Origin of the sequence: Halalkalibaculum sp. DA384 (assembly GCF_043951955.1) — a bacterium.
Taxonomy (GTDB): Bacteria; Bacteroidota; Rhodothermia; order Balneolales; family Balneolaceae; genus JAMQKA01.
In genome coordinates this window covers 145,903-160,030 of sequence record NZ_JBINJE010000003.1, presented here as the reverse complement: position 1 = coordinate 160,030, position 14,128 = coordinate 145,903, and the positions used below count along the sequence as shown (strand labels likewise).

At 51.1% G+C, this 14,128-nt stretch carries 12 protein-coding genes; 9 read left to right on the top strand and 3 right to left on the bottom strand.

The annotated features are described in order from the left end of the window. Window positions 1-14 precede the first annotated feature (14 nt). Window positions 15-1,325 (top strand): adenosylhomocysteinase, encoded by a 1,311-nt coding sequence (ahcY, locus tag ACG2E4_RS03075; protein ID WP_395257277.1) that lies wholly within the window; start codon window positions 15-17, stop codon window positions 1,323-1,325. A 126-nt stretch (window positions 1,326-1,451) separates the two neighbouring features. On the opposite strand, the gene ACG2E4_RS03070 is transcribed toward ahcY, so the two are convergent. Next, window positions 1,452-2,444, bottom strand: a complete 993-nt coding sequence (locus ACG2E4_RS03070) for a carboxypeptidase regulatory-like domain-containing protein (protein ID WP_395275679.1) — start codon at window positions 2,442-2,444, stop codon at window positions 1,452-1,454. A gap of 181 nt (window positions 2,445-2,625) precedes the next feature. Between ACG2E4_RS03070 and gldC the strand changes: the two genes are divergently transcribed. Beyond that, the gene (gene gldC, locus ACG2E4_RS03065; protein ID WP_395257273.1) at window positions 2,626-2,961 is read left to right on the top strand and encodes a gliding motility protein GldC; all 336 of its coding nucleotides are present in this window, start codon (window positions 2,626-2,628) and stop codon (window positions 2,959-2,961) included. 340 nt (window positions 2,962-3,301) lie between these two features. Further along, complete coding sequence (locus ACG2E4_RS03060; RefSeq protein WP_395275678.1) at window positions 3,302-4,387, top strand: serine hydrolase domain-containing protein; 1,086 nt, start codon at window positions 3,302-3,304, stop codon at window positions 4,385-4,387. Between the two features lie 58 nt (window positions 4,388-4,445). On the opposite strand, the gene amrB is transcribed toward ACG2E4_RS03060, so the two are convergent. Both amrB and nth read right to left on the bottom strand, forming a co-directional pair. Next, window positions 4,446-5,708 carry an AmmeMemoRadiSam system protein B gene (gene amrB, locus ACG2E4_RS03055; protein WP_395275677.1) on the bottom strand — a complete coding sequence of 421 codons (1,263 nt, stop codon included), beginning with the start codon at window positions 5,706-5,708 and terminating at the stop codon, window positions 4,446-4,448. Further along, window positions 5,701-6,429, bottom strand: coding sequence for an endonuclease III (nth, locus tag ACG2E4_RS03050; protein ID WP_395275676.1), 729 nt, complete (start codon window positions 6,427-6,429; stop codon window positions 5,701-5,703). The genes amrB and nth overlap by 8 nt, the downstream gene beginning before the upstream one ends. 305 nt (window positions 6,430-6,734) lie before the next feature. On the opposite strand from nth, the gene ACG2E4_RS03045 reads away from it, so the two are divergent. The 6 genes from ACG2E4_RS03045 (at window position 6,735) to ACG2E4_RS03020 (ending at window position 14,128) form a co-directional block, all read left to right on the top strand. After that, entirely contained in the window at window positions 6,735-7,661 is a 927-nt protein-coding gene (locus ACG2E4_RS03045) for an ATP-binding cassette domain-containing protein (RefSeq protein WP_395257265.1), read from the top strand. A gap of 13 nt (window positions 7,662-7,674) precedes the next feature. Further along, the gene (locus tag ACG2E4_RS03040; protein WP_395257263.1) at window positions 7,675-8,400 is read left to right on the top strand and encodes an ABC transporter permease subunit; all 726 of its coding nucleotides are present in this window, start codon (window positions 7,675-7,677) and stop codon (window positions 8,398-8,400) included. Further along, on the top strand, window positions 8,397-9,983 hold the full coding sequence (locus tag ACG2E4_RS03035) for a GldG family protein (protein WP_395275675.1): 1,587 nt from the start codon (window positions 8,397-8,399) through the stop codon (window positions 9,981-9,983). The genes ACG2E4_RS03040 and ACG2E4_RS03035 overlap by 4 nt, the downstream gene beginning before the upstream one ends. A 173-nt stretch (window positions 9,984-10,156) precedes the next feature. Beyond that, a complete protein-coding gene (locus ACG2E4_RS03030) occupies window positions 10,157-11,098 on the top strand; it encodes a DUF4340 domain-containing protein (protein ID WP_395275674.1) in 942 nt (313 codons plus the stop codon). A gap of 324 nt (window positions 11,099-11,422) precedes the next feature. Then, entirely contained in the window at window positions 11,423-12,490 is a 1,068-nt protein-coding gene (locus tag ACG2E4_RS03025) for a hypothetical protein (protein ID WP_395275673.1), read from the top strand. Between the two features lie 357 nt (window positions 12,491-12,847). After that, complete coding sequence (locus tag ACG2E4_RS03020; protein WP_395275672.1) at window positions 12,848-14,128, top strand: spinster family MFS transporter; 1,281 nt, start codon at window positions 12,848-12,850, stop codon at window positions 14,126-14,128.

Genomic DNA, 14,128 nt, shown 5'->3' with positions numbered 1-14,128 from the left:
ATTCAGGTAATTTTATGGCACAACAAGTTGAAGAAAAACTACCATACAAGGTGAAGGATATCGGTCTGGCCGAGTGGGGTCGCAAGGAGATCCGCCTGGCCGAAGCGGAGATGCCGGGACTGATGTCCCTTCGCGAGGAGTACCGCGATGAGCAGCCGTTGAAGGGCGCCCGTATTGCCGGTTGTCTGCATATGACGGTTCAGACGGCGGTGTTGATAGAAACGCTCGTCGAACTGGGGGCGGAAGTGCAGTGGTCCTCATGCAATATCTTTTCTACCCAGGATGAGGCGGCAGCCGCCATCGCCAAGACAGGCGTCCCGGTCTATGCCTGGAAAGGAGAGACCGAAGAGGAGTACTGGTGGTGCATCGAGCAGACTCTCTATTTTGAAGATGGAAAACCGTTGAATATGATCCTGGATGACGGGGGTGACCTGACCAAGGTTGTCCACGAAGAGCATCCCGAACTGCTGGATGACATACGGGGTATTTCCGAAGAGACCACGACCGGGGTAAACCGGCTGTACCAGATGGCGAAAAAGGGGGAGCTTGGGGCCCCGGCGATCAACGTGAACGACTCGGTTACCAAGTCCAAGTTTGATAACAAGTACGGCTGCAGGGAATCCTGCGTGGACGCGATCCGAAGGGCTACCGACATCATGTTTGCCGGCAAGGTTGCTGTTGTGGCCGGCTATGGCGATGTAGGCAAAGGATCAGCCGCTTCGCTGCGCGGGGCCGGTGCACGGGTTATTGTCACCGAAATTGACCCGATTTGTGCCCTGCAGGCTGCCATGGAAGGTTATGAGGTGAAGAAGATGGACGATGCGGTCAAAGAGGCGGATATCGTGGTTACGGCCACCGGCAACAAGGATATCATCACCGAGCGCCACTTCAAGGCGATGAAAGACAAGACGATCGTGGGCAACATCGGTCACTTTGACAACGAGATCGACGTGGCGTGGCTGAAAGCGAATGCGGAACGGGATAATATCAAGCCGCAGGTGGACCTGTTCAAAATGGAGGACGGCAAGGAAGTGATCCTGCTGTCGGAGGGGCGCCTGATGAACCTGGGGAACGCCACGGGTCATCCCTCGTTCGTGATGTCCAACAGTTTTACTAACCAGACGCTCGCACAGATCGCCCTCTGGAACCGCCCGGATGACTTTGAGCTGGATGTTCACGTACTGCCCAAAGACCTGGATGAGAAAGTGGCGCGACTCCATCTGGAGAAGATTGGGGTCGACCTGGAAGAACTTACCGAAGAGCAGGCTGAATATATCGGGGTTCCCAAAGAGGGACCATACAAGCCGGATCATTACCGGTATTAAAATTCTTCGGCAGATTTAAATTTGTATAAAAAAAGCCTCAGCTTACCTGCTGAGGCTTTTTATGGTTGAAGAAATATTTCTTACAGCATCTGCTACTTCGGCAGCGTGGGATTCGGAAGTATGTGTTTAATATGAGCCCAGGATTGTATCGGCATCGGTGCCGTAGTCAACCAGCTGGCTTTTGTATACCATTTCATCTTCCTGTTCGGTGGAATATTGGACCGTACCCCCGGGCACATCCAGAACTCTCCATATTTTTAAGTTGACCCCGGGAGATACTCCAAAATTAACCAGATCAGCTGAGTAGGTGCCGTCGGGGACCTCGATTTGAACGTCTCGCTCCTCGATAGCTCCTTCAATCGATTCTTGGGTAAGGCGATTCGGCTGTGAGTACCAGTTTTCAGTTACCGGCTTTTCCTGTGGATCGTTATCCCCAATTTGTTCCCGGTAGCGGCGAATTGAGGATTTGTTGGTGTCAAACAACACTTCAGCCGTATACGAGGCGGTCGTGCCGTCCTCTTCAAACAGCTGGATTTGCCACCACTGCTGCCCGTCATCGGTTTCATTTAGAAACGCCTTTCTCATAACCAGTGTGTCATCCTCGTCATCTTCTTCGGTAACAAGACGCCATTTGGTCCACTCCCCGGCCTTGTAGTCGGTGAGCTCCATGTTATAGCCGAAACTGTTGAAGAGGTAGGTAAACATCATGGGATAAAGCTGGGCACCCGACATCTGGGCAAATCCACTGGTTAACCCGGAATAATCCACTTGCTGGGCCAGCCGGGCCGTTTTTAACTCGTTGTTATCGGTAGGCAGGGTGACCGTCATCCTGGTTGGCAGGTGATCGGAGGCCGATACGGTGACATTGTGAACGCCCACCGTTCCAAAACGAAGCGTGGCCATGCCGTTTTCATCGGTGGAAGTACTTTTCCCGTTGCTCGATTCAACGGTGGCTCCCTGTAGCGGTTCCCCGTTGGAGTCCAGCACCTCAAAGTTTACCGAATGTACCGGAACCCTGTTGAGCAGTTCGGTGCCCGGCGTGCATCCGGCCAATAGGGCTATTGACAATAATATTGCAAGACCGTTATATAGTCGTACTCCTTTAAAAAAGTTACTCATAATCATTATCCCGTGATTTATTTTAGTTGTAGCCTTGGGGCTATTTTTGTATTTGTAGGTGTTTGTTGAACGCGCCTCAAATCTTGTTATAGTATTATCAAATAATCATAGTCCCATATTATTAGCAAATTTGATTGGCTGCAAGTGTACAAACTGTATTTATAATTAAAGATTTGTAATAATGGCAAAAAAAAAGAAAGAAATTAATATTACCGTGGAACTTGACGAAAACGATATTCCCGAGCGCATCGTATGGGATGCCAGCGACATGGGAGGCTCCGATGCCGCTACCTGCCGCGCAATGTTCCTCTCCATGTGGGAGCCGCAGGAAAAGGATACGCTGAAGCTGGATCTGTGGACCCGGGAAATGACGATCGACGAGATGAAGATTTTTTTCCATCAAACACTCGTTACGATGGCTGATACGCTCACCCAGGCAACGAAAGAGGAACAGATGGCTGAGGATATGCGTGATTTTTGCGCCTATTTTGCCGATAAAATGGAGATCATTGAGTGAGCTGATCCGCGATGCAAAGGCTGACTACAGTGGTGATGGGAAGGTTGGATCTGAATGTTGCAAATCAGTTTTGGGGCGGTTCCTGCAAAATGGTTATTAGGACCGGCTGAACTTCCTATAGCTATTCTCTTCTGTGGATGGGAAACCCGGGTTTAGTGGATTCCCCTACCTATCCGCCATTTCTTTTGTTATTGATTTTTGCAGAACCTGCTATTTTGTTGGGAGGTAGTTGTACTATTGACCTTATTGGCCTGTTAACGGAGTATAACTCCCTCGGAACGGGGAAGTGAGTTTTTTAAAAGCCTTATTAAGAGAAATATAACCTGAAAATCGATCTGCCATGATATGCAGAAATATACTCACGCCGGTGTTTGTGTTGTTTTTTGTCTCCCTCTCGACTGAAATGTATGCTCAACCGGGTAACCGTTCCCCGGTTTATCCCGATACTAGCTGGATGCAATATGCCACCCCGGAAGAGGCGGGATGGTCTTCTGAAAAGATTGCGGAAGTCAAAGCCTATGCCGACTCGCTGGGTTCCGATGCCGTAATGCTCGTATATAACGGGGCTATTGTAACCGAATGGGGACACAATACCGAAGTGGAATTTATCGCTTCTATCTATAAAAGCCTGTTTAACGCATTGTATGGAATTGCGGTGGAAGAGGGCCGTATCGATACTTCCTCGACAATCGGGGAGCTGGGAATACAGGCCAACCCCCCCCTGTCTGAAACGGAAAAGGAGGCTAAGGTCATCCACCTGTTGTCAGCCAGTTCCGGGGTGTATCGTATGCCGGAGGGAAGAGGACCCGAGCGCGGCAGCAGTCAACCGGGAGAGCGATGGTATTACAACAGCTGGGATTTCAATGCTTTGGGCACCATCTATGAAGAACAAACAGGGGAAATCATTTTTAAAGCCATAGAGCAACAGATAGCGGAACCGACAGGGATGGAGGATTATGATGCAAGTTGGGGTCATTACTTTTCTCAGCCCTGGCGGTCGTTACATCCAAGCTATAACATATGGATGTCGGCCCGGGATCTGGCTCGTTTTGGGTTACTTTACCTCCGAGATGGCCAGTGGAATGATAAACAGGTTATTCCGTCTTCTTGGGTTGAGACAAGTACCAAACCACGATTCAGGAACATTCTGGGCGATAATATTCCGGCCCACTGGGGACTTCTTTGGTGGATACGGGGTGGGGAATTTGCCCGGTATGATGCCTATTTCGCCTCGGGTGTGGGCAGCCAGTCAATCTGGGTTCTGCCGGAACTGGATATTGTCTTTGTTCATCGGGCTTCACGTGACTATAATCAAGGGGTATATGGACTGGATGTCGAAAAAATATTGCTAAAACTCATCGAGGCCAGGACGGGGACGCCTGCCGCTCAACCGGAACTGATGCCAGTTCAATGGGGAGAGGAATGAGGACGGTTGCCGAAAGGTCTGTCACATTGAGGCTCGTTTTAGGGGTGAATTAAGCCCGTCAGCAGCTTTGCCGGGTGTATAGAACGGATCCAAACGAAACCGCACTTTCCCGCTCGCGTTCATCCCACAGGTCATAGGTAAGTTGGGTTCCAGTAAGCCCCGAAGCAGAACTTAAAAAGGAATAGAGTGGGGCAAAACCACAGATGCGGTAGGGATCCTGCTGCTCTTTCATAAGGTTCAACAGGGCTTTTCGATTGTTCTGTTCGGCATAGGTCAGGAACATTCGGTCAAAGCTCTTGACTTCAGTGAACAGCTGGGAGGCCGGCTGTTCATCCCCGAACTTTTTGCCGACATGCGCCAGGTCGCCGCTGATCAGAAAAAGTGTGTTCTCGTCATTCCCGAACTGTTCACGCAGGTAGCTTCCCAGATGACTGACCTGTTGCCCCAGATGACCGTTTTCCATGTAGAAAAGCTCGTCGAAACCGCGAACCAGGATCGGAACCAGGGAGACGTCGTGATCCCACATGTAGCTCAGGAAAAGCAGGTGCAGCTCAATGCTGTGCTCAATACGATGGGCACGATCGTTGTCACTGAGCCCCATCTCCACCGGGTGATTCAGCATCCGGTCAATCGCCTCGGTATCGGAGGAAAACGTGCCCAGCGGCAGCTCAAAATCTTTATCGGACACGATGAAAGGGGTGTTCTCATACAGGTCGGGATACATGCCCGAGTAGTGCGAGGTGGCTAATATCACTACCCGTTTGGGTCGCAGGTTTTGAAGGAGGGAGAACGCCTTCACATAGCTTTCCAGCCCCACTCTCGGATCGATATGGGGAGCGTAAAGCGCCTTGATGGACTGTTCGTCGATATCAATTTCAGGGGGTGCAAATCCTGTAAATGCCTCGTCCAGAAAAGCGCGCAGTTCATCGGGATCCTCCGGGTAGGAGTTGCCCGCAGTGATGGAAATGTGTGCCGAAGCAGATTCATACTGCTCTTCCACCTGCCGGGCATACGCCTGGAAGTGCGGGGTCAACAGCAGGCGGTGTTTGTCGAGAAACTGGATGTAGTCCAGCAGCTGGTCCGTGGTCACCCCTTCGCCAAGATAGGGCTTGAGCTCCTCCACACTGTGTTGACCGTCGAGCAGGGAGAGGAGGGGGGCGACCTGTCGGTCAACGGCAAAGTTTTTGGTAGCATAGCCCAGCGAGTCGCGAAAATAGAGATACGACTGCCCGTTATTTTCAATCGGGATGATGTCAATTTCTGGCCGTACCCGGGGGATGGGAGCCGTTTTAGAGCTGAAGAGCGTTCCGTTTTTATTCATCGTCTGCTTGTTCTCTCATTGTTCGGCATTCGCAGTTCTTCCCGTACTTCACGCAGACGGGATGGTCGGGCGGTTCCGACAGCCGCGCTTTACAGGCTTCGCGCCCGTGGTGTATAAACAGGTGTGACAGGTTGGTCCAGTGCTCACGGGGGAACAGCGCCATCAGATCACGTTCAATTTTCTTGGTGTTTTTTTGCTCTTCCGTGAGGCCGAACCGGCTGGAAAGCCGTTTTACATGCGTGTCCACCACCACGCCCACATTGGTGTCAAAGGCATTGCCGAGTACCACATTGGCTGTTTTTCGGGCGACACCGTACAGCTCCAGCAGGTCTTCCATATTTCTGGGAACCTCTCCCCCGTGTTTTTTTACAATAATCTGGGATGACTGCTTCAGGGCCTTGGCTTTATTCCGATAAAATCCGGTCGACCGAACCAGCTCTTCCAGCTCCTGGATGGGGGCCTCGGCCATCGCCTCGGGGGTGGGATAAGCCTCGAACAGGTCGGGGGTGACCTTGTTTACGCGAACGTCGGTGCACTGGGCGCTCAGGATGGTTGCAATAAGCAGCTCAAACGGATTGCGGTGATCCAGAGCGCAATGGGGATTGGGATAATATTCATAAAGCGTATCCAGCAATTCACGGGCGTATGCCTTCTCCTCCTCGCTTTTTTCAGGTAGTTCCGGAAGTTTGTTCTTTTCTTTAGTGGTTTTGGACGGAGCCATAATCAGTTTTTTAACATGGAATGAAGTGGTTTAGTACGCAGTAACCGGCGTGAAAAATTACTCGCATAAAATTATAAAGTGAACTGACTTTTACAATTTCAAAGATGATTAGAATATGAAATCAAGAATGAACGTTAATCAACTTGAATCAAAGCCGGGTCATCCTGAGTACCACTTCGTTACGCTCAGGCTTTCAGCGGCTGTTTAGTAGTTTCGTAATTCCTGAAACAAATTTTACACTTGCATAAATAGGCTCATTTTTTTTAAAATTTTCCGTTCAAAAATGAACCTATTGAAACAGTCTCATGAGTATTACCGTTTCTAATCTCACAAAGAAATACGGTCCTCAAAAAGCTGTTGATGATATCTCTTTCGAAGTGAAAACGGGGGAGATCCTCGGTTTTTTGGGACCGAATGGTGCGGGAAAAAGTACCACCATGAAAATTATCACCTGCTTTATCAGCCCCACGGAAGGTGATGTTCGCTTAAATGGATCCAGCATTCATGAAGATCCCCGGTTTGTGCGCAGCCGGATCGGCTACCTGCCGGAGAACACGCCTCTTTATACCGATATGACGATCGTGGACTACCTGAAGCTTGCGGCGCGGCTGCAGGAGATGCCGAAGGACCAGGTTATGCCGCGAATCCGGGAAATGATTGATATCTGCGGGCTGGGCCCCGAGAAGCACAAGTTTATTGGTGAGCTTTCAAAAGGGTATCGGCAGCGGGTGGGCCTGGCCCAGGCGCTGATCCACGATCCCGAGGTACTTATCCTGGATGAACCCACCACCGGACTGGATCCCAACCAGATCGCCGAAATCCGGTCGCTCATTAAAGCGATCGGCAAGGAAAAGACCGTGATGCTCAGCTCCCACATCCTGAAAGAGGTGGAGGCTACCTGCGATCGCATCCTGATTATTAACAAAGGGAGGCTGGTGGCCGATGGGTCTACCGACGAGCTGCGTCAGCGAGCCAAAGGGGCCGACCAGCTGCTGGTGCAGATCCGCTCCAGCGGGGAGCAGGTGGAAAACAAGCTGTTGAAGTTGTCTTCCGTTGCGGGAGTGAACAGGGCGGAGGAGGGGAAAAATATGTGGCTTATCGATTCAAAGCCGGATCTCGATTCCAGGGAGGAGGTATTCAACCTCTGCGTGGAGAACAACTGGGTGCTGACCCAGATGACCCCCCGGGAATCAAGTCTGGAAGATATTTTCCGTGAACTAACCGTGGAATAGTTTATTGAAGGTTATGAATCATATTTGGACTATTTGCAAGCGCGAAATGAACGCATTCTTTGACTCGCTGATGGCCTACATCATGCTCGTGGTGTTTTTGGGTATCAGCGGGCTGTTTACCTGGATGTTCGGGGGATCAGATATCTTTTTTGTGGGGCAGGCCTCGCTGGGCAGTTTTTTTGAGGTCGCCTTTTGGACCCTCTTTTTCTTTATCCCCGCCATTACCATGCGGATGATGGCCGAGGAGGAGCGTGCCGGTACGCTGGAACTGCTGGCCACCAAGCCGATCTCCCATTTCCAGATTGTGGCGGGCAAGTGGCTGGCCGCCTGGTTGCTTATTGCGATATCGCTGGCCATGACATTGCCCTATTACATTACCGTGGCCAACCTGGGACCGATTGATCACGGCGCCACCATCAGTGGATATATCGCCCTGTTGCTGATCAGTGCGGTGTATACCAGCATCGGTATTTTTGTATCGAGTCTGACCAGCAACCAGATTGTCGCGTTTATCGGGACGCTTTTTATTGCCGTCTTTTTCCAGATCCTGTTCGGACAGATGTCGACCGTGCTGCCCGACCTGCTGTCCGGAATCGCGGAGTTTATGAGTTTGAATCAACATTACAGAACAATGACAAGAGGGGTTATCGGCATTACCAATATTGTGTACCTGTTGACATTGACGGTACTTGGTTTTCTGTTGGCTACGGTTTCATTAAAACGGAGGGCATGGCAATGAACAACTGGTTTAACGGATTTCTTAAGAACAGGCGCGAAACTTCCATACAACTTCTGCTGGTGGGAGGAATAGCAATAACAGTAAATGTACTGGCAAGCGAGCTGCTGCTGCGGTTCGACCTCACCGAAAACAATCGCTATACCCTTTCGCCGGCCAGTGTGGAGATTGCCGAATCGCTGGATGATCCGGTGACTGTCACGGCCTATTTTTCGCAAGATCTCCCTCCCCAGCTTTCTCAGGCTCAATCGGAGTTCAGGAACTTCCTTGAGGAGTTCAGGGCCTATTCGGATGGCAACATGGAATACCGGTTTGTCAATCCAGGCGAGAGCGATCAAGCCGAACGGGAAGCGCAGCAGGCGGGTATACGTCCACTCAGTATCCAGGTTCGGGAGCGCGACCAGGTTTCCCAGCAGCGCGCGTATCTTGGGGCGGTATTCCAGTATGGCGACAAGCGGGAAGTGATTCCGGTTATTCAGCCCGGAACAGCCCTGGAATACAGTATCGCAAGCACCATCAAGCAACTGACTATTGAGCAGAAACCGAAAATTGGACTGCTGCAGGGACACGGGGAGCCGAGCCGGCAGGAGATGAACGAGGTGACCAGCCAGCTGAGCCAGATGTACGAACTTGTTGAGGTCTCCGGGCTGGATACCACGGCCGTGCCCCCGGATATCGAGGTATTGATGGTGGTGGCGCCTGAACAGCAGTTGTCGCAGCAGGAGCTGCTGCATATCGACCAGTACCTGATGGCAGGCGGGCGGGCTGTCTTTGCCATAAACCGCGTTCGTGCCAATCCACAGCGGGGTATGGCAACCCCGTTGAATACCGGTATTGAGCGGCTGCTCGCCTCTTATAATGTTCCCGTGAATGCGGATCTGGTTCGCGATGTGAACGCCGCTAATATCCAGGTTCAACAGCAACAGGGGGGCTTTCAGATTGTTAACCAGGTGCAGTACCCGTATATCCCCCTGGTCAATAATTTTGGAGATCACCCGGTCAGCGAGGGCCTTGAAACCGCGATGTTCCAGTTTGTCTCTTCAGTGGATGTCAGCCAGGCCGATTCCAGCCAGTCGCTGACGCCACTTGTCTTGAGTTCTGAACAGACGGGGGTGGCACAGGGGCAATTTAACCTCAACCCCATGCAGGAATGGAACCAGCAAAGTTTTCCACAGGCCCATATACCGCTTGGTGTGGCTGTTGAAGGAACCTTTCACTCGGCTTTTGCGGATGTGGATACAATAGAGGTGGAACTGGCCAGCAGCCGGCAAACTTCCCTGGTGGTCTTTGGGGACGGGGATTTTGTCATCAACGGCCGGGGGCAGCAACAGCAGCAACGTTTGCCGCAGGATAATATAAACCTGATGGTGAACGCGGTAGATTGGCTTGCTGATGATACCGGCCTGATTGAATTGAGGACCCAGGGGGTAACCAGCCGACCTCTTGCCAACCTTGCAGACTCCACCAAAACCGTGTTGAAATACCTGAACACCTTCCTGCCGATCGCACTTGTAGTTGGCTATGGAGTGTATCGCTATCAACGGAGGAAAATCAGGCGTCGAAAATGGATAGAATCAGGCGTATAGAAATGGGCAATCCAGACCTGGCATTCACTAATTACCGGATGCAAAATCATTCTTGACTCAGCGCTGTGAATTAAGCAGCATCTCACGACTCACGACTCACGACTCACGACTCACGACTCACGACTCACGACTCACGACTAATAGCTAATAACTTATAACCGGACAAAGCAGTCATGACGCAGGCAACAAAATCACTGGCCATTATTTGGGTAGTTCTATTGGTGATTACCGGACTTGTAAAGTGGACGGACACCTCGTCTTCCAGCGAGGCGTTCCGGACCAGCCTGGTGGAGGTGGATACCGCCATGGTGGACCGGATAGAAATTGAGTCGCCAACCCAAAATCGAATGATTTCTCTGCAAAGGGAAAACAGCAGCTGGATGGTGGGACAAAGTGCTGAAGAGGTGCATTACCCCGCTGATGAGAATGCCGTAAAGCGGGCTATTGAGCAGTTAAATGCGTTGAATATACAGGCGGTTGCTACCCGGGATCCCCAAAAGTACACCCGCTTTAAAGTTGACAGTACCGGTACGAAAGTATCCCTGTATGACGATGAAATCCTGTTGTCGAGTCTTATAATCGGGGCTCCCCGGATTATAAGTCGTCAACAGTACAACAATTACGTCCGGCCTGTTGAGGATGAAGCGGTTTATGCCGTGGACCGACTGCTGAGTCCCACATTTGGCAAAGATCTGGAAGGATGGCGAAACAAGGTTGTCTGGGAGCTGGAGGATTCTCAAATTTCGCGGATTGATTTCCTGTTTCCCGCAGACAGTTCATACAGCATCCAGCGGGCGGGTACGGGAAACAGCTGGGTTTCAGAAGGAGACACCCTGAACAGCAGCTCCGTCAGCCGCATTACCAGCAATCTGGGCAGACTGAGAGCCGACGGTTTTGTCAAGGATCAAGCCCCGGATCAGTTCGGAAATGAACGTTATGCCATCCAGGTTCAGCTTCAAAACGGGTCCCGGAAAACACTGCGGCTCAAATCGCTGGATGGGGAGCCTTCATCTTATCAAGCCGTAGCTACCGATTTTCCATATACTTTTACTCTCAACAAGTCGTCGTTTGATAATTCCGTACTGAGAGCACGGGAGGATTTATTGGAAAATTGACAGAGGTTTTGCAAAATATTTTATTTTCAAAGACTCCAAACACCAACCCTCCCGCCTGATACGTGTTTCTGAAGTGGATAAGATGGATTTGAAATTATCGATGAATTTACGATGAGGGAGTGAACTGGACCCGCCAATGTTATATGATTCACATCAATGGCCTTGCAGTTTCCATTTTGTATTTACACATTAGCTACGGTCCTGATGGGATGGACGAAATGGTTGCCTCTGGTGATGCTCATCCGGCAGACAGCGAAAGCCAGTTTAGGATGGAGTAAGAAGGCAGGGAATCACAAATAAAAATAGATAAAAGGAAGGGATTAAATGGCTGAATTTGCGGACTTGTGGTTTTTGGGGATGATTTTGGCAGCGTTTGCGGGGGGAGCTTTCGGGAGTGCCATCGGGGCCCTGCCCGCCTTTATTTTCACCGGTTTCATGGTGATTGCCGGGGAGACGGCCAGTATTTTGAGCGGAGATTTTTTAGAGCTTCTGACCGCAGACGCCGATCTTGCCAACTCCAGTTCCATTACCGGGTCTATTGGCTTCGGACCGGTGTTTGGTCCACATATAAGTTTTGCTGCCGGCGCGGCCGCCTCGGCTTTTGCCGCCAAAAAAGGATACATGAATACCGGTTTTGCCTATCATGAAGCCAAGAATATCGCCTACGCCCAGGGACCCAGGCCGGATGTCATGTTTGTGGGCGGACTGTTTGGGATTTTGGGATACTGGATCACAACCCTTTCTACCACCCTTTCGCTTCCATGGGACCCGATAGCAATGGGCGTCGTGCTGTCGGCGGTGGCTCACCGGCTGGCATTTGGCTATCCACTGATTGGAGAGGCCAGGGAGGGGCTGCTGAATATGGAACCCTTTGAGAATGATGAGCAACGCGTAATAGGAGAAGCCGCAGCCGGAGACAGCAGTTCAGGGAGCCGTCTGAAAGTTGAACCTTGGCTGCCGCACCAGTATAAATGGGGGGATGTGGGAATGCTGGGCTTTGTGTTTGGTATTATGGCCGCTTTTATCACCGTTCAAACGGGAAGTGTGTTTCTTCCTTTCGGAATCAGCGCGGCTTCGCTGCTGTTTTTGAACTGCGGGGTCGCCAATGTTCCGGTCACCCACCACATCTCACTGGTGGCCAGTACGGCTATTGTCGCGGCAACGGGGGGCGAATATGCCCAGAGTTCGCTCTCGCTCATGGTGCTGCTCGGGGGATTATTCGGAATCATTTCAGCTGTTTTCGGCGAGTGGATACAGCGCATTTTTTATTCTCACAGCGATACCCATTTCGATCCTCCTGCGGCGGCGATCGTCATGAGCACCTTTTTGATTGCCATTTTAGCCCTCGCGGGCGTGTTCGCCTCGAGTGCCTGGGTGCCGGTGCCCTGGTGAGTTTGCCGTTAGTCAACAGGTATATCAATTTCCTGTTGATAAAACAGGCTCTGGGGCAAACTGGCTCGCCACAGCCTTCAGGCACACCGTAGGTTCCGGGGTGACCAATTCAGGGAGTGAGCGCGTCCAGCAAGCAATTTTCCATTCTTTTACGATACAGGCTGGGAAGCCGCTAAAAACTGGATACCATCGTCGATATCGCGGTTTATAAATGTTGGGACACATTGTATATAGTCTGCATAAGCGATAGTTTTTTACTCTTCATGATCAATACCAACAGGTAATATTTTTTGGAAAAGATATTTTCGATTTGTTCATTTCCTGATCCGAATAATTCGATGAATTAATTGATAGCGGATGCCCGTCCCGAACAAGAAGAAAGCCCTAAAGCTGGTTGGCAGCGGCTACGCCTGGTTTGTACTCGCCTTTTTAACCCTGGTCTATATCTCCAGTTTTGTTGACCGGCAGATTATAGCGGTGCTGGCCACACGCATTCAAGCAGAATTGAATCTGAATAATTTCAGCGTGGGCTTGCTGTACGGTCCCGCCTTTTCACTGATCTACGCTGTCTGCAGCATCCCGATGGGACGTATGGCCGACCTGTATTCCCGGAAGAAAATTATTTTGCTCGGGTTGGTTATCTGGAGTGTGATGACGTTTATTAGCGGCTTTGCCACCGGCTTGGTTCTGTTAATTTCAGCCCGATTTTTTGTGGGTGTGGCCGAATCCGCGCTAAGTCCGGCGGTATACTCACTCCTTGCCGATTACTTTGAGCCCCAAAGGAGGGCAACGGTGTTCTCGGTTTATGCCTCAGGCATTTTCCTGGGTATCGGAGTCGCTTTTTTAGGCGGTGGATCGATTGCGCAGGCGTATGACTGGCGGACCGCCCTGAAAGCAGTGGGCGCACCCGGAGTCCTGTTGGCTGTTGTCGGATGGTTTGCAATCCGGGAATTGCCGCGGGGACTCATGCAGGAGCAGCGCCGATACCAGTTTGAGCAGTCATTCGGAGACGTGATACGCTATATCCTGCAGAAAAAGACAATTATATTTCATTTTACGGGATTTTCTTTCCTGGCTTTTACCGGTTATACCATACTCGGTTTTATCGGGACGGTACTGACCGATATCCACGGGTCGGAACATCTGATACCCTATTATGGCTGGTTCATGCTGGCTACCGGTGGCAGTGTCATGGTATCCGGTCGACTGGCTGATTGGCTGGCTTCCCGTTATGTGCCCTCCCGGCGCTTTGTCATGGGCATGGTGGCCGCACTGGCCTGTCTCCCGCTTTACTATTTTGGGCTATTTGCGGAGACTGGTTGGTCAGCATTGATTCTAATCGGGGCCGCCAATGTAATTTCTTCATCCTATAACGGTGTCGCGGCGGCAATTATTCAGTACCTCGTACAACCCCATATGCGGGCACTGGCGGGTGGACTGTACCTGTTTGTGATCAGCGTGGTGGGATTCGGGATGGGGCCTCCCGTTACAGGATGGCTGATGGATACGGTATTTACCGGCAGTTACGGTCCTGCCAGGGCGCTCATGACGGTGATCACCTGTTGCGGGATATTGGGAACAGCCTGTTTTTTAATGGCGATGAAAACGTATGATGAAGATGCAGAAAAGGAAGGGTGA